At 69.1% G+C, this 23,117-nt stretch carries 22 protein-coding genes and 2 pseudogenes; 10 read left to right on the top strand and 14 right to left on the bottom strand.

The features are described 5' to 3' along the window. Positions 1-6 precede the first annotated feature (6 nt). Positions 7-1,035, top strand: a complete 1,029-nt coding sequence (locus AC1DYD_RS25715; RefSeq protein WP_478175592.1) for a uroporphyrinogen decarboxylase family protein — start codon at positions 7-9, stop codon at positions 1,033-1,035. Positions 1,036-1,479: 444 nt separating this feature from the next. On the opposite strand, the gene AC1DYD_RS25710 is transcribed toward AC1DYD_RS25715, so the two are convergent. From AC1DYD_RS25710 to AC1DYD_RS25690, 5 genes are read right to left on the bottom strand one after another with little or no spacing between them, the layout of a single operon-like run. Beyond that, positions 1,480-2,040: a VOC family protein gene (locus tag AC1DYD_RS25710; RefSeq protein ID WP_478175591.1), complete on the bottom strand. Its 561-nt coding sequence runs from the start codon at positions 2,038-2,040 to the stop codon at positions 1,480-1,482. 20 nt (positions 2,041-2,060) lie between these two features. After that, positions 2,061-3,065, bottom strand: a complete 1,005-nt coding sequence (locus tag AC1DYD_RS25705; protein ID WP_478175590.1) for a zinc-dependent alcohol dehydrogenase family protein — start codon at positions 3,063-3,065, stop codon at positions 2,061-2,063. Between the two features lie 3 nt (positions 3,066-3,068). Continuing rightward, positions 3,069-3,647, bottom strand: coding sequence for an amino acid synthesis family protein (locus AC1DYD_RS25700; RefSeq protein WP_478175589.1), 579 nt, complete (start codon positions 3,645-3,647; stop codon positions 3,069-3,071). 2 nt (positions 3,648-3,649) lie between these two features. Beyond that, positions 3,650-4,618 (bottom strand): tripartite tricarboxylate transporter substrate binding protein, encoded by a 969-nt coding sequence (locus tag AC1DYD_RS25695; RefSeq protein ID WP_478175588.1) that lies wholly within the window; start codon positions 4,616-4,618, stop codon positions 3,650-3,652. A gap of 31 nt (positions 4,619-4,649) precedes the next feature. After that, positions 4,650-5,510, bottom strand: a complete 861-nt coding sequence (locus AC1DYD_RS25690; RefSeq protein ID WP_478175587.1) for a fumarylacetoacetate hydrolase family protein — start codon at positions 5,508-5,510, stop codon at positions 4,650-4,652. A gap of 153 nt (positions 5,511-5,663) precedes the next feature. Here AC1DYD_RS25690 and AC1DYD_RS25685 point away from each other — a divergent pair, with 153 nt between their 5' ends. Together AC1DYD_RS25685 and AC1DYD_RS25680 are read left to right on the top strand one after the other, a co-directional pair. Next, on the top strand, positions 5,664-6,380 hold the full coding sequence (locus tag AC1DYD_RS25685) for a GntR family transcriptional regulator (RefSeq protein WP_478175586.1): 717 nt from the start codon (positions 5,664-5,666) through the stop codon (positions 6,378-6,380). 13 nt (positions 6,381-6,393) lie between these two features. Then, positions 6,394-6,954, top strand: a complete 561-nt coding sequence (locus AC1DYD_RS25680) for an NADPH-dependent FMN reductase (RefSeq protein ID WP_478175585.1) — start codon at positions 6,394-6,396, stop codon at positions 6,952-6,954. Positions 6,955-6,963: 9 nt separating this feature from the next. Here the strand turns inward: AC1DYD_RS25680 and hppD are convergent, their stop codons facing one another. The 4 genes from hppD to AC1DYD_RS25660 are packed head-to-tail and all read right to left on the bottom strand — an operon-like array spanning position 6,964 to position 11,222. Then, positions 6,964-8,043, bottom strand: coding sequence for a 4-hydroxyphenylpyruvate dioxygenase (gene hppD, locus AC1DYD_RS25675; RefSeq protein ID WP_478175584.1), 1,080 nt, complete (start codon positions 8,041-8,043; stop codon positions 6,964-6,966). A gap of 34 nt (positions 8,044-8,077) precedes the next feature. Beyond that, a complete protein-coding gene (locus tag AC1DYD_RS25670; RefSeq protein ID WP_478175583.1) occupies positions 8,078-9,058 on the bottom strand; it encodes a Bug family tripartite tricarboxylate transporter substrate binding protein in 981 nt (326 codons plus the stop codon). A gap of 31 nt (positions 9,059-9,089) precedes the next feature. Continuing rightward, positions 9,090-10,244: a CaiB/BaiF CoA transferase family protein gene (locus tag AC1DYD_RS25665; RefSeq protein WP_478175582.1), complete on the bottom strand. Its 1,155-nt coding sequence runs from the start codon at positions 10,242-10,244 to the stop codon at positions 9,090-9,092. A 21-nt stretch (positions 10,245-10,265) separates the two neighbouring features. Further along, positions 10,266-11,222: a hydroxymethylglutaryl-CoA lyase gene (locus AC1DYD_RS25660; protein WP_478175581.1), complete on the bottom strand. Its 957-nt coding sequence runs from the start codon at positions 11,220-11,222 to the stop codon at positions 10,266-10,268. Positions 11,223-11,355: 133 nt separating this feature from the next. Here AC1DYD_RS25660 and AC1DYD_RS25655 point away from each other — a divergent pair, with 133 nt between their 5' ends. The 3 genes from AC1DYD_RS25655 (at position 11,356) to AC1DYD_RS25645 (ending at position 14,370) form a co-directional block, all read left to right on the top strand. Continuing rightward, complete coding sequence (locus AC1DYD_RS25655) at positions 11,356-12,288, top strand: LysR family transcriptional regulator (protein WP_478175580.1); 933 nt, start codon at positions 11,356-11,358, stop codon at positions 12,286-12,288. Positions 12,289-12,384: 96 nt separating this feature from the next. Beyond that, positions 12,385-13,743, top strand: a complete 1,359-nt coding sequence (locus AC1DYD_RS25650) for a class II 3-deoxy-7-phosphoheptulonate synthase (RefSeq protein WP_478175579.1) — start codon at positions 12,385-12,387, stop codon at positions 13,741-13,743. Between the two features lie 195 nt (positions 13,744-13,938). Further along, the gene (locus AC1DYD_RS25645) at positions 13,939-14,370 is read left to right on the top strand and encodes a hypothetical protein (protein ID WP_478175578.1); all 432 of its coding nucleotides are present in this window, start codon (positions 13,939-13,941) and stop codon (positions 14,368-14,370) included. Positions 14,371-14,415: 45 nt separating this feature from the next. Here AC1DYD_RS25645 and AC1DYD_RS25640 read toward each other — a convergent pair whose 3' ends face one another. Next, positions 14,416-15,468 (bottom strand): MBL fold metallo-hydrolase, encoded by a 1,053-nt coding sequence (locus AC1DYD_RS25640; RefSeq protein WP_478175577.1) that lies wholly within the window; start codon positions 15,466-15,468, stop codon positions 14,416-14,418. A 60-nt stretch (positions 15,469-15,528) separates the two neighbouring features. Beyond that, positions 15,529-16,134, bottom strand: coding sequence for a glutathione S-transferase (locus AC1DYD_RS25635; protein ID WP_478175576.1), 606 nt, complete (start codon positions 16,132-16,134; stop codon positions 15,529-15,531). A 136-nt stretch (positions 16,135-16,270) separates the two neighbouring features. On the opposite strand from AC1DYD_RS25635, the pseudogene AC1DYD_RS25630 reads away from it, so the two are divergent. Together AC1DYD_RS25630 and AC1DYD_RS25625 are read left to right on the top strand one after the other, a co-directional pair. Continuing rightward, a pseudogene (locus AC1DYD_RS25630) lies at positions 16,271-16,396 on the top strand (Lrp/AsnC family transcriptional regulator); the annotation flags it as partial. Positions 16,397-16,479: 83 nt separating this feature from the next. Beyond that, positions 16,480-16,986 carry a CinA family protein gene (locus AC1DYD_RS25625; RefSeq protein ID WP_478175575.1) on the top strand — a complete coding sequence of 169 codons (507 nt, stop codon included), beginning with the start codon at positions 16,480-16,482 and terminating at the stop codon, positions 16,984-16,986. 146 nt (positions 16,987-17,132) lie between these two features. On the opposite strand, the gene AC1DYD_RS25620 is transcribed toward AC1DYD_RS25625, so the two are convergent. Then, positions 17,133-19,376, bottom strand: coding sequence for a heavy metal translocating P-type ATPase (locus tag AC1DYD_RS25620; protein WP_478175574.1), 2,244 nt, complete (start codon positions 19,374-19,376; stop codon positions 17,133-17,135). Between the two features lie 99 nt (positions 19,377-19,475). Between AC1DYD_RS25620 and AC1DYD_RS25615 the strand changes: the two genes are divergently transcribed. Beyond that, positions 19,476-19,898, top strand: a complete 423-nt coding sequence (locus AC1DYD_RS25615) for a Cd(II)/Pb(II)-responsive transcriptional regulator (RefSeq protein WP_478175648.1) — start codon at positions 19,476-19,478, stop codon at positions 19,896-19,898. A gap of 255 nt (positions 19,899-20,153) precedes the next feature. After that, positions 20,154-21,515, top strand: a complete 1,362-nt coding sequence (locus AC1DYD_RS25610; RefSeq protein ID WP_478175573.1) for a homoserine dehydrogenase — start codon at positions 20,154-20,156, stop codon at positions 21,513-21,515. Positions 21,516-21,530: 15 nt separating this feature from the next. Here the strand turns inward: AC1DYD_RS25610 and AC1DYD_RS25605 are convergent, their stop codons facing one another. Both AC1DYD_RS25605 and AC1DYD_RS25600 read right to left on the bottom strand, forming a co-directional pair. After that, positions 21,531-22,808, bottom strand: coding sequence for an ROK family protein (locus tag AC1DYD_RS25605; protein ID WP_478175572.1), 1,278 nt, complete (start codon positions 22,806-22,808; stop codon positions 21,531-21,533). A gap of 61 nt (positions 22,809-22,869) precedes the next feature. Continuing rightward, positions 22,870-23,117 (bottom strand): annotated as a pseudogene (locus AC1DYD_RS25600) (sugar ABC transporter ATP-binding protein); the annotation flags it as partial.

Genomic DNA, 23,117 nt, shown 5'->3' with positions numbered 1-23,117 from the left:
ATCAGCATGCTGTTTCCCACCACCATCGTCGGCAGCTTCCCGCAACCCGACTGGCTGATCGACCGTGCCAAGCTCGCGGGCCGCTTCCCGCCGCGCGTGCGGGCGCGCGAGCTCTGGCGCATTCCGCCGCAGTACCTCGAAGAGGCGCAGAACGACGCCACGCTGATCGCGATCCGGGCCCAGGAAGAAGCGGGCCTGGACATCGTGAGCGACGGCGAGATCCGGCGCGAGAGCTATTCGAACCGCTTTGCGACCGCGCTCGACGGCATCGACCTCGACAACCCCGGCACGGCGCTGGACCGCTCGGGCCATCCGAACCCGGTGCCGCGCATCGTCGGCCGCATCCGCCGCCGGCATGCGGTCGAGGTCGATGACCTGAAGTTCCTGCGCGCCCACACCAACCGGCAGGTCAAGATCACCGTGCCCGGTCCGTTCACGATGCTGCAGCAGGCGCAGAACGACTTCTACGGCAGCGAGGAAGAAGCCGCCATGGACTATGCCGAGGCCGTCAACGCCGAGATCCGCGACCTGTTCGCGGCCGGCGCCGACGTGGTGCAGATCGACGAGCCCTACATGCAGGCGCGGCCCGAGAAGGCGCGGCAGTACGGGCTCGCGGCCCTGAACCGCGCGCTCGACGGCATCACGGGAACGACCGCGGTCCACATCTGCTTCGGCTACGCGGCGATCATCCACGAGCGGCCCAGCGGCTACTCCTTCCTGCCCGAACTGGCGCAATGCAGCTGCAGGCAGGTGTCCGTCGAAACCGCGCAGTCGCACCTGGACTGCGCGGCGCTGCAGGCGCTGGACGGCAAGCGGGTGATGGTGGGCTGCATCGACCTGTCGACGCCCGAGGTCGAGTCGGTCGCGACCATCGTCGAGCGCATCCGCCGTGCGCTGCCGTACGTGAAGCCCGAGAACGTGATCCTGGCGCCCGACTGCGGCATGAAGTACCTGGCGCGCGACGTCGCCACGGCCAAGCTGCGCGCGATGGTCTCGGCGGCGAAGGTCCTGCGCGAGGCGCACGGCGCTGCGTGAGGCCCGGGAGCTCCCCGTGAAGCGCATCAAGACCGCCATCCTCATCGGCAGCCTGCGCAAGGCGTCCTATCTGGCGCGATTCTCCGCGTTCGCGGGAAAGCTCCTGGCCGACTGACGCGAGGCCCGTTCGTCCCGCTTCACATCAGTTGCTCCACCGCGCGTTGCGCGACCCGCGACGCATGAAACCGGCGCACCCCAATGCCAGGGATACCGCGGAACCGGCTTTGCCGGGCCGCCGGTATCGCCCCCCTTGAGGGGGGAGGCGCCGCAGGCGCTTCGGGGGGTGTTTCATTTCAGTGCTCCACCACGTGATCGCGTGACCCGCGACGCATGAAACCGGCGCACCCCAATGCCAGGGATACCGCGGAACCGGCTTTGCCGGGCCGCCGGTATCGCCCCCCTTGAGGGGGGAGGCGCCGCAGGCGCTTCGGGGGGTGTTTCATTTCAGGGGCCTGCGTTGCGCAGTGCCTCACTGCGCTGCACGAAGCGCGCCGTCCATTCCGACACCGGCATGAAGCTGGGGTCGGTGCGCACGATGCGCTCGGTTTCCGCCCAGATTGCGTCGTCGTCCTGGTCGAGGTCGAGCGGATCGCCGTGCGGCTGGCTCACATACCACGGGGTGTCGAGGTAGACCTCGACCGTGTTGTCTTCCGGATCCATGCAGTAGATCGAGATGGCGTTGCCGTGGTTGAGGCCGCGCATCTTCGTGGCGCCGAGCGAGAGTGCGCGGCGGCGGGCCTCGCGCAGGTGATCGAGCGTCTGGACCTTGAAGGACAGCTGCATCACGGTGCTCGGCGAGTCGGCGCCGCGGCTGGAGGCCAGCGCCAGTTGATGATGCTGGTCGCCGCGTCCGCTCAGGAACACGATCGTGAAGGGAAAGGTGAAGCCTTCGCCGCGGTCGGTCTCCTGCATGTCGAAGGTGCCGCAGTAGAAGGCTTTCATCACCGCCAGGTCCCGGCAGAAGATGCCGCAGTGCGAAAGATTGGGGGCGTAGGGCTGGTTCAAGGTGGGCTCCGGGCGTGAGGTCAGGGATGCAGCACGATCTTGCCGAGGGTCTCGCCCCTGTCGAGCAGCTCGTGCACGTGGCGCGCATCGGCCAGCGCGAAGTGCGTGGCACGCGGCGCGCGCACGCGGCCGTCGGCCATGAGGGCGATGGCCGACGCCATCAAGCCGCGGCGCTGCGCGGCGTCGGCGTCGACGGTGTGGATCGAGAAGGTGCGGATGGCCAGGCTCCTGCCCAGCAGCTTGCGCAGTTCGTCGAACACGTCGCCGTCCGGCGGACCGCTGACGATGTTGTACGACACCACCATGCCGAACGGCGCCAAGGCACGCAGGCAGGCGATGAACAGCTGGCCGCCGATGTGGTCGAAGGCGAGATCCACACCCCGGCCGCCGGTCAGGCGCATGACCTGTTCGGTCAAGGTCTGCGGATCGCCATCGATCACCTCGTCCGCGCCGTTGTCGAGCGCGAAGGCGCGCTTGATGTCGGTGGATGCGGTGCCGATGGTGCGCAGTCCGCGTGCGCGCGCCACCTGGATCAGCGCCGTCGCGACGCCGCCCGCCGCGCCGGGCACCAGGATCGATTGCGCCGGGAGGTTCCCGTTGCTGCCCAGCAGCGCCAACGCAAGCTGGAAGTTGCCCAGGCTCACGGCGTCGTCGAAAGCGATGGTGTCAGGCAGGACGAAGGGCGCCGTTTCGGGCACGCAGATGAACTCGGCATAGCAGCTGCCGCGCTGCGGCAGCTCGCGTGCGCTCACCAGCACGCGCTGGCCGACCCGCAGGGCCTGGACGCCGGGGCCGACGGCATCGACCACGCCGGCCATCTCGTTGCCCGGGATCGCGGGCATCGGCGGCATCCACTTGTAGGTGCCGTTGCGGATCAGCACGTCGGGCCCGCCGGCGCCGATGGCATGCGCCTGGACCCGCACGGCGCCGGGGCCGGGCTCGGGCAGCGGCAGGTCGACCAGCGAGAGCACCTCGGGTCCGCCCGGGGCCTGGAGCTGGATGGCTTTCATGGTGGTGCGTGTCATCGCTCAGCGCTGCCCGTCATGCACGCAGACCTTGTCCGTGCTCAGGCCGCCCAGGCGCGCATGGATGCGGCCGCCGTCGCCCATGACCAGCGCGAACAGGATCTCGTCGGGCCGCGGTGCGTCCTGGATGCCGATTTCGAGGCTGTTGTAGTGGCTGCGCACGTAGGCGGCATGGATGTAGTGCAGCGGCACCATCAGGCGGTAGCCGGTTTGGGCCACGGCCTTGGCCGAGGGCACGATGGCCTTCGGCTCGCCGAGCGCTTCGCGCATGGCCCAGCCGCCGGCCTCGTGCCACACGGCGCCGTGCTCGAGCTCGCCGTTGACGCCGACGATCGCGGCCTTGCCGTAGCTCTGGACCTGGCCCTTGCCCAGCGTGGCCACCAGTTCCTCGGCCAGCAGCCGGCCGAGGCCGCGCAGCTCGGCCATGAAGGGCAGCAGGTCGGGTTCGTAGCGGCCCGCATAGGGGTTGCGAACCACCGCGCAGGCGGCGGCCAGCCGCAGGGGCGTGTCGGCGACGGGGCCGCCTTCGTGATAGACCGTCTCGACGGTCAGGCTGCGCTTTCGGATGTGGATCAGTGTCATGGTCATTGTCTTGGAATCTTGGCTTCGGCCACCACTTGCGTCCACTTCTGGAGTTCGCTGCCGACCAGGGTCTTCATCTCTTCCGGCGTGCTGCCGCGGGCCTCGCCGCCCATGTCTTCGAGGCGCTGGCGTACGGCCGGCGTGCGCAGGGCGCCGAGCGTCTCGGCGTTGAGCCGGTCGATCACGGCGCGAGGCGTGCCGGCCGGCGCCATCAGCCCGGCCCACGAGCGCACGCTGTAACCGGGCACGCCCTGCTCGGCCACCGTGGGAACGCCCGGCAGCCCGGGCCAGCGTTGCGGCCCGGTGGTCGCCAGCGCGCGCAGCTTGCCGGCCTGGATGTTCGACATGACCGCCGTCGGCGGCGCGATGATGAAAGGAATTTCGCCCGACAGCAGCGCCGTGAGCGAGGCGGCGTCGCCGCGATAGGGCACGTGCAGCATGGGCGTGCGCGCCATGCTCACCAGCAGTTCGCCCGCCAGGTGGTGCGTCGAGCCGACGCCGGCCGTCCCGTAGGCCAGCGTTCCCGGCGCGGCGCGGGCCGCGGCGACCAGTTCGCCGAAGTTCTGGAACTTCGAATTGGCGTTGACGACGATCAGGAACGGAAAGTAGGTGACGGTGGACACCATCTCGAAGTCCGCCACGGTCTTGTAGGGCAGCGTGCTGTAGAGCGCGCCGGCCACCGCGTGGCCGCCGGTGGCCATCAGCAGCGTATAGCCATCGGGCTTGGCACGGGCCACGGTGGAGGCGGCAATGGTGCCGCCGGCACCGGCCTGCGCTTCCACCACCACGGGCTGGCCGAGCGTCTTGCCCAGTTCCACCCCGACTGCGCGGGCAATCGCGTCGGCGTTGCCGCCTGGGGCAAAACCCTGGTAGATCTTGATGGCCCGGTCGGGGTAGCCCTGCGCCGCGGCGGGCAGCGCGCTGCACGCGGCCCAGGCGCTGCAGGCTGCCAGAAGGTGTCTTCTTTTCATGGTTACTTGTCTCCTTGGGGCGAGGGCGGCTTCAGGCCTGCGCCACCACCGGGTTGCGCAGCAAGCCGATGCCCTCGATCTCCACCTCGACGGTGTCGCCGGCCTGCATGAACTGCGGCGGCTTCTTGCTCCAGCCCACACCGGCGGGCGTACCGGTCGCGATCACGTCGCCGGGCACCAGCGTGAAGATGGTCGAGGCGTACTGGATGAGGCGCGGGATCGAGAAGATCATGTGGCCGGTGTGGCTCGACTGCACCGCCTGGCCGTTCAGCCGGGTCTCGAGCTTGAGCTCCCGGCCCGGCGCGATTTCATCGGCCGTCACCATCCACGGGCCGAACGCACCGGTGGATTCGAAGTTCTTGCCCGAGGCGATCTGCTTGGCGTGGAACTGCCACTCGCGCACGCTGGCGTCGTTGTAGCAGCTGTAGCCGGCCACGTGCTTCCATGCATCGGCCTCGGCGATGTCGCGGCCGCCCTGGCCGATGATCACCGCCAGCTCGCCTTCCCAGTCGAGCGAGTCCGACACCTTCGGCCGGATGATCGGCGCGCCGTGCGCGGTCTGCGAGCGCCACACGCGCAGGAAGATCGGCGGCTGCTCCGACAGCTCTCGCTGCATGCCGGCGGCCAGCACTTCCTGGTGATGGTCCATGTAGTTGCGCACGGCGCAGACGATCTTCTCGGGGCGCGGAATCACCGGCAGGAAGACCACGTCGGACAGTTTCGCGTCGGCCTGCAGGCCCTCCATGAGCGCATCGCGCTGCGCGAAGGCCGGGCTCGCAATGAAGTCGGCGAGGGTGGCGCAGCCGGTGCGCTGGCTCAGGTCGGCGACACCATCGCCGATCACGACGCCCCAGGTCTCGCGGCCGGCGCGCAGGTATGACATCAGTTTCATGTGGATTCCTTGAAGGTGGGTGTGGTTTCGCGTCGAGACGTCGCGTCTCTCAATGCACGAAAGTATTTTCATGCATAAAAAATAGAAATATGCCTAGGGTAAACGTGTATGCGTGGTTGAGTGATCTCTGCCTGATGCGTTAAGATCGCCGCCGTGAAGACTTCAGTCAAACCCCTCGATGTCCCGGCGGATGCAGACATCCCGCTGGCCGAACTCGCCTACCGGCGGCTGCGCCAGGCCATCGTGCGGTGCGAGGTCGAGCCGGGGCAGCGCCTGCGGGTCGACGAACTGAGCAGGCACTACGAGATCAGCAGCAGCCCCCTGCGCGAAGCACTGAGCCGGCTGGCCGAGCAAGGCCTGGTGCAGGCCTTCGAAAACCGCGGCTTCCACGTGGCGCCGCTCACGGTGGAAGGCATCGCCGACCTCACGCGCGTACGCCTGCTGGTGGAATGCGAGGCCCTTCGCGACTCCATGGCCAACGGGTCGGACGCCTGGGAGGCCGGGCTGGTGGCCGCCGCGCACAGCCTCGCGCTGATCGAGCAGCGACTGGGCACCGGTCCGATGGTCCTGCAGGAGGACTGGTCGCAGCGGCATCGCGCGTTTCACATGGCCATCTACGCGGGAGCCACTTCGCCCCTGATGCTGAAGCTCGTGTCGGCGCTGTTCGACAGCGCCGAGCGCTACAGGTATTACTCCGCGCGGCACCGCAAGGTCGAGCGCAACAAGACGACCGAGCATCAACGCCTGCTGGCGGCGGTGCTGGCGCGCGACGTGGACAAGGCGCTGGGCTTGCTGAGACAGCACATTTCCGGAACGGAGCGCAACGTCACCGAGAGCCTGCTCCACATGGCAGGCGGAACGATTCATTGAAGGACGGAACACGGTGAGAACATTGGATATCGTCGGCCTCTGCGGCAGCCTGCGTGCCGCGTCGATCAACAGGATGGCTTTGGACCTGGCCGCGTCGGTGATGCCGCAGGGCATGGGCATGGAAGTCGTCGAGTGGCGCGGCGTTCCCCCCTTCGATGCCGACCTGCTGGCCCAGGGCTTGCCGCCCGTGGTCGAGGCGCTGCGCGACCGCGTCCGTCGCGCCGACGGCCTGGTGATCGCCACCCCCGAGTACAACTTCTCGGTCCCGGGCATGCTGAAGAATGCGATCGACTGGCTCAGCCGTGGCGACGACCAGCCCTTCGCACACAAGCCGGTGGCCATCCTCTCGGCCTCGCCGGGGCCCTTGGGCGGTGCGCGCGTTCAATACGATCTGCGCAAGATCCTGTTGTTCGTGAATGCTGCGCCACTGGTGAAGCCCGAGGTGTTCATCGGCGGCGCCGGCGCCAAGTTCGATGCCGACGGAACATGCACGGACGACACCACGCGCAAGTTCGTCACCGACCAGATGCGCGCCTTCGGCAAGTGGATCGAAGCCGTCAAGCGCATGGCTTGAGCGTCCGCCTCAGTCCGTCTTCAGCACGCCGCGGCGCACCTGGTCGCGCTCGATCGACTGGAACAGGGCCTTGAAGTTGCCCTCGCCGAAGCCGTCGTCGCCCTTGCGCTGGATGAACTCGAAGAACACCGGACCACCGAACGCCGTCTCCGAGAAGATCTGCAGCAGCAGCCGCGGGTTTTCGCCTTCGGTGCTTCCGTCGAGCAGGATGCCGCGCGCCTGCAGCTCGGCGACCGGCTGGCCGTGGCCCGGCAATCGCGTCTCGAGCATCTCGTAGTAGATGTCGTTGGGCGCGGTCATCAACGGCACGCCGGCCAGTCCGAGCTGGTCGATGGTGTCGATCAGGTTGTCGCTGAGCAGCGCGATGTGCTGGATCCCCTCGCCGTTGAACTTCATCAGGTACTCCTCGATCTGGCCCGAGCCTTTCGAAGACTCTTCGTTCAGCGGGATGCGGATCTTGCCGTCGGGAGCGGTCAGCGCCTTCGAGCTCAGGCCGGTGTACTCGCCCTGGATGTCGAAATAGCGGATCTCGCGGAAGTTGAACAGCTTCTCGTAGAAGTCGGCCCAGAAGGCCATGCGGCCACGGTAGACGTTGTGGGTCAGGTGGTCGATCAGCTTCAGGCCGTGGCCGACGGGATGCCGATCGACGCCCTCGATGAACTCGAAGTCGATGTCGTAGATCGACTTGCCGTCCTCGAAGCGGTCGATCAGGTAGAGCGGTGCGCCGCCGATGCCCTTGATGGCCGGCAGGCGCAGTTCCATCGGTCCGGTGGCGATCTCGATCGGCTGTGCGCCGAGCGCCAGTGCCCGCGCATAGGCCTTGTGCGAATCCTTGACCCGGAACGCCATGCCGCAGGCCGACGGCCCGTGCTCCGCGGCGAAGTACGCCGCCGGGCTGTTGGGTTCGCGGTTGACGATGAAGTTGATGTCGCCTTGCCGGTACAGCACGACATCCTTGGATCGATGCTTGGCCACCAGCTGGAAGCCCAGCTTCTCGAAGAAGGGCTCGAGCGTGTTGGGCGTCGGCGAGGCGAACTCGACGAACTCGAAGCCCATCAGGCCCATCGGGTTTTCGAACAGATCGGACATGGCGAGCTTCCTTGAGTGCGTGCCCCTGAGTGGGTCACTCGGCGGTGATATTCGCCTTCTTGACCAGCTTTGCATAGCGCTCCTGCTCGGTCTTGAAGAACTGGGCCGAGGCCTCGGGCGTCATCGGATGGATGATGTTCTCCTGCTTGGCCATGGCGTCCCGGGTCTCGGGCGTGTTGAACGCGGCCACGATGGCGGCGTGCAGGCGCTTGACTTCGGCCGGTGGCAGCTTGGCCGGGCCGATCACGGCGAACCAGCCGGAAATGTCGACCTCCGGGAAGCCCTGCTCGGCCATGGTCGGCACGTCCGGCAGCGAAGGCACCCGGCTCTTGCCCATCACGCCGATGGCCCGCACTGCGCCGCTCTTGAGCTGCCCCTGGATCGCCGGCACCGCCACCACGCCCATCTCGACCTGGCCGCCGATGATGTCGGCCACCATGGGGCCGACGCCCTTGTAGGGGATGTGGCGCGCTTCGACGCCGGCGGCGTCCATGAACATCGCGCCGCCCAGGTGAATGATGGTCCCGTTTCCGGACGATCCGTAGTTGTAGCCATCCGGCTTGGCTTTCAGCAGCGCCTGCAGTTCCTTGGCGTTCCTGGCCGGCAGCTTCGGATGGACCACCAGCACGAAGGGCGTGGCGCCTATCACCGAGATCGGCGTGATGTCGTTGATGGCGTCGAAAGGCATCTTCTTGAAGACGCTGGGGTTCACCACGTGGTTGTTCGACACCACGCCCAGCGTCTGGCCGTCGGCGGGTGCGCGCACCACGACGCTGGTGCCCGTGATGCCGCCGGCGCCGGGCAGGTTCTCGATCACGACGGCCTGGCCGCCGAGCGCCTTGGTGAGCGATGGCGTGGCGGCCCGCATGATGGTGTCGACGCCGGATCCGGCGCCGACCGGCAGCACCATGCGCAGCGGTTTGTCGGAGCCTTGGGCAAAACTGCCCGTTGCGCCCAAGGCAAAGCTGGCAGCGATCCATGCGGTGATGCCGCGGCGTTGAAGGGTGAAGGTCATGTTTGTCTCCGTGGGTCTTGGTTGATTGGTGTCAGGCGGGAACGTGGCTCGGCAGGCCGGCGAGGATCTCCTCGGTGTGCTGGCCGATGCCCGGCAGCGCATGCCGCACACCGGGGCGGCGGCCGCCCATCAGCAGCGGCAGCAGCACGACGTCGGTGGTTTCGCCGTCCTCGCATTCCATCGGCACCAGGCCGCCGCTGGCCTTCAGGTGCGGGTCGTTGACCAGCTGGTCGGGCCGCATGATCGGCGCGTACGGAATGCCGGCCGCTTCGAGCTTCGGCGAAAGTTCCGCGACGCGATGGTGCTTCAGGATGTCGCCGAGCCTGGCCAGCAGCGCCGGGCGCACCGCCACGCGCAGCGCGTTGTTGGCCAGGGCCGGATCGGCCGCCAGCTCGGGGGCCTCGATCACCCGGCACAGCGTCAGGAACTGCTTGTCGCTGACCGCGCCGATGAAGAGCTGCTCGCCGTCCGCCAGCGTGAAGACGTCGTAGACGCTCCAGGCCGACACGCGCGAGGGCATCGGCGGCGGCGGCTCACCGGTCATCGCGAACTGCTGCATGTGCTGCGACGACAGCAACACGCAGTTCTCGAACAGCGCGCTCTGCACCTCCTGCCCCTTGCCCGTCAGCTCGCGTTCGCGCAGCGCGGCCAGCACGCCGATGGCGCCGAACATGCCACCCATGATGTCGTTGACCGATGTCCCGGCGCGCAGCGGCCGGCCGACCGGGCCCGTCATGTACGACAGCCCGCCCATCATCTGCACCACTTCGTCGAGCGCCAGCCGGTTCTCGTACGGGCCGGGCAGGAAGCCCTTGTGCGTGACATAGATCAGGCGCGGGTATTTCTTCGACAGGGTCTCGTGGTCGAGCCCGAAGCTGGCCATCAGGCCCGGGCGGAAGTTCTCCAGCACGACGTCGCACTGGCCCGCGAGCTCGGCCGCGGTGGCCCGGCCCTCGTCGGTGCCGATGTCGATCACCACGCTCTTCTTGTTGCGGTTGAAGGAGCGGAAGAAGCCGATGCCCAGGCCCGGCAGCTTGCGGGTCTTGTCGCCGCCCGGCGGCTCGACCTTGATGACTTCGGCGCCGAGGTCGGCGAGGATCATGCCGCAGGTCGGGCCCATCACCATGTGGGTGAATTCGAGCACGCGGACGCCGGCGAGGGGCAGGGGAGCGGAGGCGGTGGCCATGGTTGAAGGTTCTGTGCTTGTTCAGGCTGAAATGGCTTCGGCGGCGAGGCCGAAGGTCTTCGGCAGTCCGGCCTGCCAGAGCGCGCCGTGAAGCGTCTCGCCCGCGAGCCACTGCGCGACCTGTGCACGAAGCGCCAGCAGCCTGCCGATGTCGATGCCGGTCTCGATGCCCATGCTGCCGAGCATGTAGGCCAGGTCTTCGGTCGAGACGTTGCCGCTGGCGCCCGGCGCGTGGGGGCAGCCGCCGATGCCGGCCAGGCAGGCATCGAAGCGGGCCACGCCGACTTCCAGCGCCGCATAGACGTTGGCCAGGCCGAGCCCGCGGGTGTCGTGGAAGTGGCCGCACCAGAAGTGGTCGCCGGCGGTCTTGACGGCGTCCTCGAACAGGTCGCGCACCATGCCCGGATCGGCATAGCCGACCGTGTCGGCCAGGCTCACGCGGTCGGCGCCGGCGTCGAGCAGCGCCTGCATCAGGCGCAGCACCTCGCGCTTGTCGACCAGGCCCTGCAGCGTGCAGCCGAAGGCCGTGCCGACACCACCCTCGATCAGGGTTCGAGATCCCGCGGCGTCGCGCGCCGCGCGGATCTTCGCCACTTCGGCCACCACCTCGTCGGGCGTCTTGCGCAGGTTGGCCAGGCTGTGCGCATGGCTGGCCGAGAGCGGCACGATCATCAGGTCGGCCTTGGCCGCGATCGCGCTTTCCGCGCCGCGCAGATTGGGCACCAGAACGGACGTGAACAGGTCCGGCAGGGTCTTGGCGAACGCCACCAGTTCCGCGGTGTCGGCCAGCTGCGGCAGCAGCCGTGCCGGCACGAAGGAGCCGACCTCGATCTCGCGCTGGCCGGCGCCGTGGGCGGCGCGGATCCATTCGATCTTCTGCGCGGTCGGCAGGATGGTGGCGATGCTCTGCAGGCCATCGCGAAGGCCGACCTCGCGGATCACGGCGCTGCGCGGCAGGCGGGCGGAACTGAGTGTCATGTGCTTGTCTCCAGGCTCTCGGCGCACGGTCGTGGCGTCGTGAGGGAGACTGTAGACATTCCATATTCCTCTGAAAAGCGGTAGATTGGAACGAGCAGCGTTCCATTTCGGAACGTCACATCGCGCTCATTCCATGCACGACCTCGACCTCACGAGCCTTCGGCTGTTCGTCGCCGTCTGCGAGACCCGCAACATTGCGCGCGCCGCGCAACAGCATCACATCGTCGCCTCGGCCGTCAGCAAGCGCATTGCGCAGCTGGAGGGCAGCCTGGGCAATGTCCTCGTCGAAAGGAACCGGCGAGGCGTCGCGATCACCGGCGCCGGCGAGATCCTGCTGGAGCATGCACGCGCCATGCTCGCCGGCGCCGACCGGGTCTCGCGCGACATGGCCGCCTATGGCAAGGGGATCAAGGGGCAGGTGAGGGTCCTCGCCACGGTCTCTTCGATCGCCGAGTTCCTGCCGGACGATATCGCTGCCTTCCTGCACGTCCCCGAACATCGGGAGATCCGGATCGACATCGAGGAAGCGCTCAGCCGCGACGTCGTCAGCGGCCTGCGGGAAGGCCTGGCGCCGCTGGCGGTCTGCTGGGACGCCGCGGACCTCGAGGGTCTGCAGACCAGGCCCTATCGCAACGACCACCTGGCCATCGTCGCGAATCCTTCCCATCCGATCGCGGGCAGGAAGCGCTGCGCTTTCGAGGAAACGCTGGCCTACGACCATGTGGGACTGCCGGCGTCGACGGCGGTGCACACCATGCTGGCGCGAGCCGCCGCCATCATCGGCAAGCCGATCAGCTACCGTGCCGTGGTCTCGACCTTCGATGCTTCGTTGCGCTGCGTGCGCGCCAACCTTGGAATCGCAGTGGTTCCGCGCGAAGTCGCCGAGCCCGTGGCGGCCACCTATGGACTCAAGGTGCTGCCGCTGACCGATCGATGGGCCCGGCGCAGCTTCGCGATCTGCTTCTACGACGAGCAGCGCCTTTCGCCGGCGGCGAAGGCGCTGGCGGCGCACTTGCAGGCCTCGGCAGCGCTACGCCTGCGGAAGCCGGATCCGCGGCGAAGGTAGAGATTCTGCCGTCGCTTGTGCTGCCACTCGACCTCCGCGCTGCTGCACGGTTCGGCTACAGCTCTGGTCCAATGGGCCAGACTTGGAGATTCAACGATGTCCCACCTGCACTGGCGCCCATCCTCCTGGCGACATCACGCGGCATTGCAGATGCCGTCGTACCCCGACCTGCACGCGCTGCAGGAAACCGAGCGGCACCTCTGCGGCCTGCCGTCCCTCATCTTTCCCGGCGAGGTATCGCAACTGCGCGAACGCCTGGCGGCCGTGTCCCGCGGCGAGGCCTTCTTGTTGCAGGGCGGTGATTGCGCCGAAAGCTTCGACGAATTCGGCCAGGAGCCGGTGGAGTCGACCTTCCGCGTGATCCTTCAGATGGCCGTCGTGCTGACTTACGCCGCCGCCTGCCCGGTGGTGAAGGTGGGGCGGATCGCTGGCCAGTTCGCAAAGCCGCGGTCTTCCGACGTCGAGAGGCAGGAAGGCGCGGAGCTGCCCTCCTACCGGGGCGACATCATCAACGGGAGTGCGTTCACGGCGCAAGCGCGGCAGCCGGACCCCTCGCGCCTGCTCACCGCCTACTCGCATTCCGCGACCACGCTGAACCTGCTGCGCGCGCTCGCCCAGGGCGGCTTTGCCGACCTGCACGAGGTGCATCGGTGGACAGCCGACTTCGTTCGCGCGAGCCCGCAGGGCGAGCGCTTCGAAGAACTCGCGGACCGCATCACCCAGTCGCTTGCGTTCATGGAGGCTTGCGGCTTCGACGCCACCCGGGCCCCACAGCTGCACGCGGTGGAGTTCTACACCTCGCACGAGGCCCTGCACTTGCACTACGAGGAGGCGCTGACCCGCTTCAGCGAGCGCACCGGCCGTTGGTACGGGGGCTCGGCCCACATGCTCTGGCTGGGCGAGCGCACCCGCCAGCTGGCTGGCGCACACGTCGAGTACATGCGCGGCATCGGCAACCCGATCGGCGTCAAGCTGGGGCCCTCGGCCAGCCCGGACGATGTGCTTCGCCTGATGGACGTGCTCGACCCGGAGAGCGAGCCTGGCCGGCTGGTGCTCATCACGCGCATGGGAAGCGACAAGATCGCGGACCGGCTGCCGCTCCTGCTGCGCGCCGTGCGCCGCGCGGGACGCAAGCCGGTCTGGTGCTGCGATCCCATGCACGGCAATACGGTGACCTCTTCCAGCGGCTACAAGACGCGCGACTTCGAACGCATCCTCCAGGAGCTGCAGGGCTTCTTTGCTGCGCACGGGCAGGAAGGCACCTATCCCGGCGGCCTGCATTTCGAGATGACGGGTCAGGACGTCACCGAATGCCGCGGAGGCGCGCAGGCACTGACGGACGAGGGACTCTCGGCGCGCTATCGCAGCGCCTGCGACCCTCGGCTGAATGGGTCGCAGAGCCTGGAGCTGGCCTTCCTGGTTGCGGATGTGCTCAAGGCCGCGCGCCGCAGGTAGGCCGGCGGCGCGAAGCGCGGCCGGGCCTGGCCCTGCATCGACCGCTAGAACGCGATCTGGGAGGCCATGCGCACCCGGGGGCCGACCGGATTTCTCCTCGATCGGGCGATAGATTCAACGCCGAGCGGCTTGCTCGCCGGAAGGTCCAGACCTTCCGCCACCCCATTCCACGACATTCCACGACGGAGAGAACACATGTCCAGCGCGCCCGGCGGCAAGATCGACGATGCGAAGAAGGCGGTCGTCGAGGTCATCACGGAGGTGTTTGCAGGCTCGCTGGTCGAGGGACATGCACGCCTGGTCGGCTGGGCCTCCGATTCGCCGGCGGCGACCGAGGAGATGCACCGGGTGCAGTTGGATCAGCGAGGGAATGCGGGCGCCCATTTGTGCCTCGCCGCGGCCGCTGCGGCGCTGGATGTCGCGGCCCTGCTGCTGAATGCCGACGCCGCGTCGAACGCCGACGCGCACGAGAACGCGCTTCGACGCTGCGCGATGGGTGCCGCACTGGCCGGCGAGCTCGTGTCACGTGCCGCGCTGGTGCTGGCCGGGGGCGGCATTCCGGGGCAGGGCGAGCCGGCCGACTCCTCGACATGGCTCGCCACCCAGCGGCCGTCGTCGGTTCACTGACCGGCTGATGGCGCCCGCACGGCGAAGCCCGCGGCCGGACGAGGGTCAGGCGGGGCGCCCGGTGCCCTGCGCGCCTTCGAGCGGATAGCCGGCTTCGCGCCAGGCCTTCATGCCGCCGTCAAGCGCGACCGCATGGGTGAACCCCAACTCGCGCAGGGTCGCGGCGGCCAGCGTCGAGATGTAGCCCAGCTCGCAGCAGGTCAGGATGCGCCGGGTCGGGTCGGGCAGTTCCTGGTTGACGCGCAGCTCGAGCTGGCCGCGCGGCAGCAGCCGTGCGCCGGGGATGTGGGCCGTCTCGTAGGCATCGCGCTCCCGCACGTCGAGCACGATCAGGTCGTCCTCCGCGGCCTCCACGCGCACCCTGAGTTCGGCCAGCGACATGAAGGGCACGGCCGCCGTGGCTTCCTCCAGCAGCCGCGCCACGGTCTTGCCGCCGCTCATGTTGGTGCGCAGCGCCTCGGTGAGGTGGGTCGGCATCGTGAGGTTGAGGCTGCGCATCATCTCGACGAAGGTGGCGCGCTCGGTTTTCTGCAGACGCGGGTTCGACGCCAGTTCTTCGCCGATCGTCGAATGGCTGCGGCCCTTGTAGTCGTGCGCCGGGAACACCTTGAGCGACGGGTCCAGGCGCAGCACGCGATGGAACAGGCTGTCGTAGAGCTGCTCGGGGTCGCCGGTCGGGAGGTCGGTGCGGCCGGTGCCGCCGATGAGCAGGGTGTCGCCGGTGAACAGCCGATCCTCCACCAGGATGCACATCGAGTCCTTCGTGTGCCCCGGCGTGTGCAGCGCCTGCAGCCGCATGTGGCCCACCACGATCATTTCGCCGTCGCCGATCCGCATGTCCACGAAGGGCGCCGGGCTGGACTGCTGCATCACGACCGGCACGCCGAGCTGGCGCCCGAGTTCCTTGGTGGCCGAGAAATGGTCGGCGTGGGTGTGGGTGTCGATCAGGTAGCGGATGCGCACGCCGCTCTGGGCGGCGAGGGCGAGGTAGTGGTCGATCTGGCTCAGCGCGGGATCGATGAGCGCAGCGGCGCGCGTCTCGTCGCAGCCCACCAGGTAGGACTGGCATCCGCCGGTGGCAATCTGCTCGAAGATCATGGTGTCAGCGTGGTTTGCGCCAGAGTCTAGCGAGCTCTGCGGCGGTGGGAAAGGCCTTCTTCAAGGCGGTGCGGCCCTGAACGCGGCCAGCTGCTCGGCGGCCGCCGTGAATTCCGTCAGCGCCGGATGCGCCGGCGCATCGACCATGTCCGGCAGGATCATGCGCGTGAAGGTCCAGGCGACCGCCGTGCTGACGCCGGCCTGCGTGATGGTCGCTGCCTGCGCCGGCAGCGGCGCCGCCGCAAGCTCCCGCTCCAGCAAGGCGTAGGCGGCGTGCAGCTGGCCCGCGACCCGCTCGACCCAGGGCCCGTGCTGCTTCTCGGGCGGACGCAGGTTGCGCTCGTAGACGATCTGCACCGTCTTCTCGCAGGCGGCCAGGGCCAGTCCCATGATTCGAAAGGCGCGCTGGCGCTCGGTCGGGTCCGACGGCAGCAGGCTGCGCGCCGCCTGCAGCTCGACGAATTGCAGGATCAGGCTGGAATCCATCAAGGTGCTTGCGTCGTCGCAGACCAGCGTGGGCGCCTTCACCACCGGATTCAGCGCGCTGAAGGCGTCGAAGCCGCCGAAGACCGAGATCGGCCGGTGGGTGAAGGGGATGTCCAGCAGGTGCAGCGAGACCGCGACACGCCGCACATAGGGGGAGTCGAGCATTCCGAGAAGTTGCATCGGGGGGACCGGGAGTTGAAGAGGGCCCTTAGGATACGAAGGGCCGCCGCCGTGCACCAGCGCGAGGCATTGGAAATCGAGGCCCGAAACCGATGGATCATCGGTCGGGCACCGCACCCATGGATGGAGCCGAAGGATGCAACTGGACAAGAAGGATCGATTGATCCTCGAGGCGCTGCAGGCCGATGCACGGCAGAGCCTGGCGGCGCTGGGCAAGCGCATCGGGCTGTCGCAGCCGGCGATGAGCGAGCGCGTGCGCAAGACCGCCACGGTGCGCGCGGCCGGGGCGATCGCGCCATGATGACCGAAGCGCTGCTGCGCGAAGGTTATCCAACAAGCCGCCGAATGTCCGACCTGCCATCGCTTGCCACGCTTGCCGCCCGCATCGGCGCCACCCTGCGCGAACGCGGCCAGACGGTGGCGGTCACCGAATCCTCGGCCGGCGGCCTGGTGTCGGCCGCGCTGCTGGCGATTCCGGGCGCATCGGCCTTCTTCCTTGGTGGCGCAGTCGTCTACACCCGGCGTGCCGGCAAGGCGCTGCTGGGACTGACCGCCGCCGACGTCGCCGGGATGCGCGGGGAGACCGAGCCTTACGCCGCCCTCGTCGCGACCCGGATCCGCACGCAATTGCGCGCGACCTGGGGGCTTGCCGAGAGCGGCGCAGCCGGACCCTCGGCCAGCCCCTACGGCGATGCGCCGGGTCATGTGTGCGTCGCGGTCGCCGGCGCACAGACGCGGACGAAGACCATCGAGACCGGCGAAGGCGACCGGGCGCTGAACATGGACCTGTTCGCGCGGCAACTCCTTTGGCTGTTCGACGAGGTCCTGCAGGCGCCGGACGCGTCCCGATAGGGCCGGGACCGGCGATTTGTCGACACCGGCACGTTGTGCGCGCTCAAATTGCCGCACCCCCCGGCGGGTGCTCCTGAGCGTCCAGTTGACCAGCTTGTCGGCGAGCAGCATGCCGTTCGGCACCACCACGTCGGCGCCCTCGAATGTCAAGGCGAACGAAAAGGCGCGGGCGCGCCGCGCAACAGCCGCAGCCCGTTGGCGACGACCAGCAGGCTCGCGCCCATGTCCGCGAACACGGCCATCCACATGGTGGCGCTGCCGAACACCGCCAGCACGAAGAACACCACCTTGATGCCCAGTGCCAGCGTGATGTTCTGCCACAGCACCGCGTGCGTGCGCCGCGACAGCCGGATCGTCTCCGCGATGCGCCCGAGATCGTCGTTCATGATCACCACGTCGGCCGCTTCCATGGCCGTATCGGTGCCGGCGCCGCCCAAGGCGAAGCCGATGTCGGCCTGGGCCAGCGCCGGCGCGTCGTTGATGCCGTCGCCGGTCATGCCGGTCGAGCCGTAGCGCCGGCGCATGTCCTGGATGGCCGACAGCTTGTCTTGCGGCAGCAGCCCGCCGCGCGCATCGTCGATGCCGGCCTCGCGCCCGATCGCCCGGGCGGTCGCCGGGTTGTCGCCGGTCAGCATGACGGGGCTGACGCCCAGTTGGCGCAGCGCAACGATGGCTTGCACGGAACTCGGCCTGATCGTGTCGGCCACCGCGAACAGTGCCAGCACGCCGTCCGCGTCCGCCAGCAGGGTGACGGTGCGCCCTCGCGCCTCATGGGCCGCCAGCTCGGCTTCGAGCGGCGGGTCGGCCTGCTCGCGCTCGGAGATCAGGCGGTGGTTGCCCAGCACCATCGGGCGGCCGTCGACGACGCCTTCGATGCCGCGCCCCGGCAAGGCCCTGAACCCGTCGATCGCCATCGCGTCGCCTTCGAGGCCCTGGGCGATCGAGGCCGATACCGGGTGGTCGGAGCGCAGCGCGAGGCTCCTGGCCCAGCGCCGGACCTGGGCCTCGTCGGCGCCGTGCCAGGCCTTGAAGGCCACCAGCTTCGGCTTGCCTTCGGTCAGGGTCCCGGTCTTGTCGAAGGCCACGGCCTTCAGCAGGCGGGCATGCTCGAGGTGCGAGCCGCCCTTGATCAGGATGCCGCGGCGGGCGGCGGCCGCCAGGCCGCTGACCACCGTGACCGGCGTGGAAATGACCAGCGCGCAGGGGCAGGCGATCACCAGCAGCACCAGCGCCTTGTAGATGGCGGCGAGCCAGGGCCAGCCCAGCAGCAGCGGCGGCAGCACGGCCACCGCCAGAGCGAGTGCGAACACGGTGGGCGTGTAGACCGCGGCGAAGCGGTCGACGAAGCGCTGGGTCGGGGCGCGCGTGCCCTGGGCTTCCTCGACGGCGTGGATGATGCGGGCCAGGGTCGAGTCGTTGGCGCCCGCCGTCACGCGGAATTCCAGCTCGCCGTTCTGGTTGATGGTGCCGGCGAAGACCGGGCTGCCGGGCTCCTTGTCGGCCGGGATGCTCTCGCCGGTGACGGGCGACTGGTCGATGCTGCTGTGGCCCCGCGTGACCACGCCGTCGAGCACCACGCGCTCGCCGGGTTTCACGCGCGCGATCGCGTCCAGCGGGATATCGATGGCCTTGACCCGGCGCCAGCTGCCGTCCGGCTGCGCCACCTCGGCGGCGTCGGGCGCCAGGTCGACCAGGCCCTTGATCGCGTTGCGGGCGCGGTCGACCGCGCGCGCCTCGATCAATTCCGCGATGGCATAGAGGGCCATCACCATGGCCGCCTCGGGCCACTGGCCGATGACGAAGGCGCCGGTGACGGCGACCGACATCAGGGCGTTGATGTTGAGCTTGCCGTGGCGCAGGGCGCCGAGGCCCTTGGCGTAGGTTTCGAGCCCGGCCAGCCAGATCGCGACCGCCGCAACCGCCATCCCGGCGACGGTCCAGGCCGTGCTGTCGGGGGCGAAGAAGGAAATCGCCTCGGCCAGCGCCGCAAAGCCCAGCGCCGCCGCCAGCCGCAGGGTGCCGGTGGTTTCGGCGTGCCCGTGGTTGGCGCCGGCAGCTGCCGCAGGCGCCGCCGCCAGCGGCTCGGGCGCGAAGCCGGCCTTGCGGATGGCGGCCAGCGCCTGCCGGACCGCGTCGTCGCTTCCGTCGATGCGCAGCGTCCGCTGGGGCAGCCGGAAATGCAGGCCGCGAATCCCGGCGATCGGCTCCGCCAGCCGGCGGATCTCGGACTCTTCCACGCTGCAGTCCATGGTGGCGATGCGGAAGGTGTTCGGCGCCGCGGCGGCTTCGGCAACCGCGAGCGTCGCGGGGCCGCAGCAGGCACTGGGCCCGCAGCATGCTTCGGACCCGGTGGATTCGGCGGGCGTGTGATCGTGAAGGTGTCTGGCCATGGGGATCGCTTTCAGGGGCTATTTCACACCCTGTACCTGCTATAGGGTCAAGCGGCTACGATTCTGCTTTTCCACCAGCAAGAAACAGCCATCATCATGATGAAGATCGGCGATCTGAGCCGCGCCACGGGTGTCGATGTCGGCACGATCCGCTACTACGAGCGGGCCGGCCTGCTGGCGGCGCCCGAACGGCAGCCCAACGGCTATCGCGCCTACGGGCAGGCGCACCTGGAAGGCCTGTCCTTCGTGCGCCATTGCCGGGCGCTGGACATCCCCTTGAGCGATATCAAGCGGCTGCTGGATTTCACCACCGCCCCGCAACAGGACTGCGCCGACATCAATCAACTCGTGGACGAGCAGATCGACCGGGTGCGCGCCCGCCTGAAGAGCCTGGAGGCGCTGGAGAAGCAGCTGACCGGGCTGCGCGGGCGCTGTTCGCAGCCGCATGCGGCCAAGGAATGCGGGATCCTCAGCGAACTGGTGTCGGCGGCGCACGGGGAGGCTTGCATCTGCCATTCGTAGCGCGGCGTCGTTCGCTGCTCCTGTACACTCTGCGTTCATGTCGTGCCATCCCTTCCTCGCTGCATTCGGCGCTGCCCTCCCGGGCCGCGCGAGGCTGGACGCACGAATGATTAGCACCATTAGCACCGCGGCCCCCTGAGCACGCGCAGGTGGCCGTTCCGGCAGCCACCTGGTGTTTCTCGCTTCTCCCTCGAACGAATCCAACCCAGCTCTGGCAGCTGGGTTTCTTGTTTGTTCGTTCGTTCGGAGATCTTCATGTACCGCGATCCAGTCCAGTCCCTCGAGCCCCTGAGCCGCCTCCCTGCGGCCACCCGCCCCCTGCGCGTCGGCATGATCGGCATCGGCACCGTCGGGTCGGGCACCTTCCGCGTGCTGGCTCGCAACCAGGCCGAGATCGCGGGCCGGGCAGGGCGCGGGATCGAACTGGTGATCGTGGCGGCGCGCAACCTGGACCGCGCGGCGGCCATCCTCGATGGCCAGGCCGAACTGACCAGCGATCCCTTTCGCGTCGCCACCCATCCCGAGGTCGACGTGGTGGTGGAGGTGGCGGGCGGCACCGGCGCGGCGCGCGACTGGGTGCTGGCGGCCATCGCGCACGGCAAGCACGTGGTCACGGCCAACAAGGCGCTGCTGGCGGTGCATGGCAGCGAAATCTTCGCCGCCGCCCGGCTGCACGGCGTGGCCGTGGCCTACGAGGCGGCGGTGGCCGTGAGCATCCCGATCATCAAGGCGCTGCGCGAGGGCCTGACGGCCAACCGCATCGAATGGGTGGCGGGCATCATCAACGGCACCACCAACTTCATCCTCTCCAAGATGCGCGACGAGGGGCTGGATTTCGCCGCCGCACTCGCGCAGGCGCAGGCGCTGGGCTATGCCGAGGCCGATCCATCCTTCGACGTCGAGGGCATCGATGCCGCGCACAAGCTCACGCTGCTGGCCGCCAATGCCTTCGGCATGCCGATGCGCTTCGAGGACGCGCAGGTGGAAGGCATCGCGGCCCTGCAGGCGCTGGATGTGGACTGTGCGGAACAGCTGGGCTTTCGCGTCAAGCTGCTGGGCATCGCCCGGCGGCAAGCGAACGGCGTGGAGCTGCGCGTGCAGCCCGCGCTGGTGCCCGCCGCGCACCTCATGGCGCAGGTCCATGGCGCGATGAACGGCATCATGGTCAAGGCCGACGCGGCGGGCGTCACGATGTACTACGGCGCTGGCGCGGGGTCCGAGCAGACCGCCTCGGCCGTGATCGCCGACCTGGTCGACGTCGCGCGCATGGCCGGCACCCACGCGGGCCAGCGCGTGCCGCACCTGGGCTTCCATGCGCATGCGATGAATGCCTTGCCGGTGCTGCCGCGCGCGGCCGTGTGCAGCGCGCACTACCTGCGTGTGCCGCTGCATGCCGCGCCGCAAATCGAGGCGGTGGCGGCATCGCTCGCGGCGCGGCAGCTGCCGGTGCACCGGCTTCTGCTGGCGGCCGAGCGGGCGGGGCAGGGCCCGCATGGCCTGGTGCTGACCGACGCGGTGCCACAGGGCGCGCTGGACCTGGCCGTGCAGGCGCTGCAGGCCAGCCCCGCGGTGGCCGGTGCGATCACCACACTGCGGGTCGAGTCGCTGGCCGGTTGAGTCCGCGCCGGGGCCTCAGGCCGACGCCTTGTCCAGCTTCAGGAACAGATCCCGGTCGGGTGCGAAGTTGGCATGCAGCGGCAGCAGCGCGCCGCCGAGCGCGCGGGCATCCGAGCCGGTGGTGCCCGGCAGCAGCTGCGGGCATTCGACGCCTTCCCAGTTGTAGCGGCCGCGTGCCGCCGACACCGCCGCCAGCAGCGCGTCGAGCAGCGCGCGGTCGAAGGAGCCGTCGATGATCACGCCCTCGAGGTCGAGCAGGCAGGCGGCGTCGTGGATCGCCAGCATGATCGCCGGCGCCGCCTCGTCCAGCCAGCCTTGCGTGATCGGCCGCCAGGGCGCCTGCAATGCGCGCGCGTCGGCCACCGCGGCCGGGTCCAGCCCGGCTTCCTCGTAGCGCCGCTCGAGCGTGATCAGCGACGCCACGCTGAGCAGCTGCGGCGGCGGCCCGGCGTCGCCCGGCTGCGCGCGCTGCAGCGCCAGCGAGCCGATCGCGCCGGCGTTGCCGTTGAGTCCGCCGCGCAGATGGCTGTCGATCACCAGCCCGCCGCCGATGAAGGTGTCGACGAAGATGTAGACGAAGCTGCGCACGCTGCGCCCGCGCCCGGCCACCAGTTCGGCCACGCAGGCGGCCGCAGTGTCCTTCACGAAGCTGACCGGCAGCGTCGACAGCGCCGCCACCCGGGCCCGCACGTCGGTGCGGTTCCAGGCCGCCGCGTGGTCGGCCTCGAAGCCCAGAAGCGCCTGCCAGCCGCCCAGCGACAGCGGCGCCGCGATGCCGATGCCCTGCAGCCGCTCCTGCTCGGCCGCGCCGAGCAGCGCATGGAATTCGGCCAGCCGCCGTGCAATCTCGCCGAACACCGCCTCGGGTGTGGGGAAGTCGTAGTTCAGGCTGCGCCGCACGCGCACGGCGCCGGTGAAGTCGACCAGCAGCATGTCGAGGCTGCGGCGCCCGAGCTTGATGCCGATCGAGAAAGCGCCGTCCGGGTTCAGCGCCAGCGGCACCGAGGGCTGGCCCACCTTGCCGCGCAGCAGGGCGCCGCGCAGCAGCAGGCCGTCGTCGAGCAGCCGCTTGGTGATCAGCGAGATGGTCTGCGGCGTCAGCTTGGTGAGCCGCGCCAGTTCGGCGCCCGGCATCGGGCCGTGGTTGCGGATCGCCTGCAGCACGACCCGCTCGTTGTACTGGCGCAGGCCGCCCTGGCTCGAGCCGCGCGGACGCAGGCGGTGATTCGCATCGTGCGGGCCGCTGCCGGCCGCTTCGGGCGCCGGGCTCATCGCATGCAGCACCCCGGCCATCGGGATACCTCCGTGCTGCGCACGGCGGTGCGAGCTTGCCTGGGTCGGCCCGGCGCGGCGCTCATGCCAGGCATTCGGCGGGCAGTTGCTCGGGCGGCAGCGCGCCGGTCATGACCGCGACGGTGTCGCTCATGCTGATCTTCTTGGGGTTCAGCACGGCGCCGCGCTTGCCCAGGCGGGCGACGTGGATGCGGTCGGCGATCTCGAAGACGTGGGGCATGTTGTGGCTGATCAGCACCACCGGCAGGCCCTTGTCGCGCACCCGGCGGATCAGCTCGAGCACCATGTTGCCCTCCTTCACGCCGAGCG

Source organism: Variovorax sp. P4_B11 (assembly GCF_056402355.1).
The sequence above is the reverse complement of the archived record's forward strand: the minus strand, read 5'-3'. Positions and strand labels throughout refer to the sequence as shown.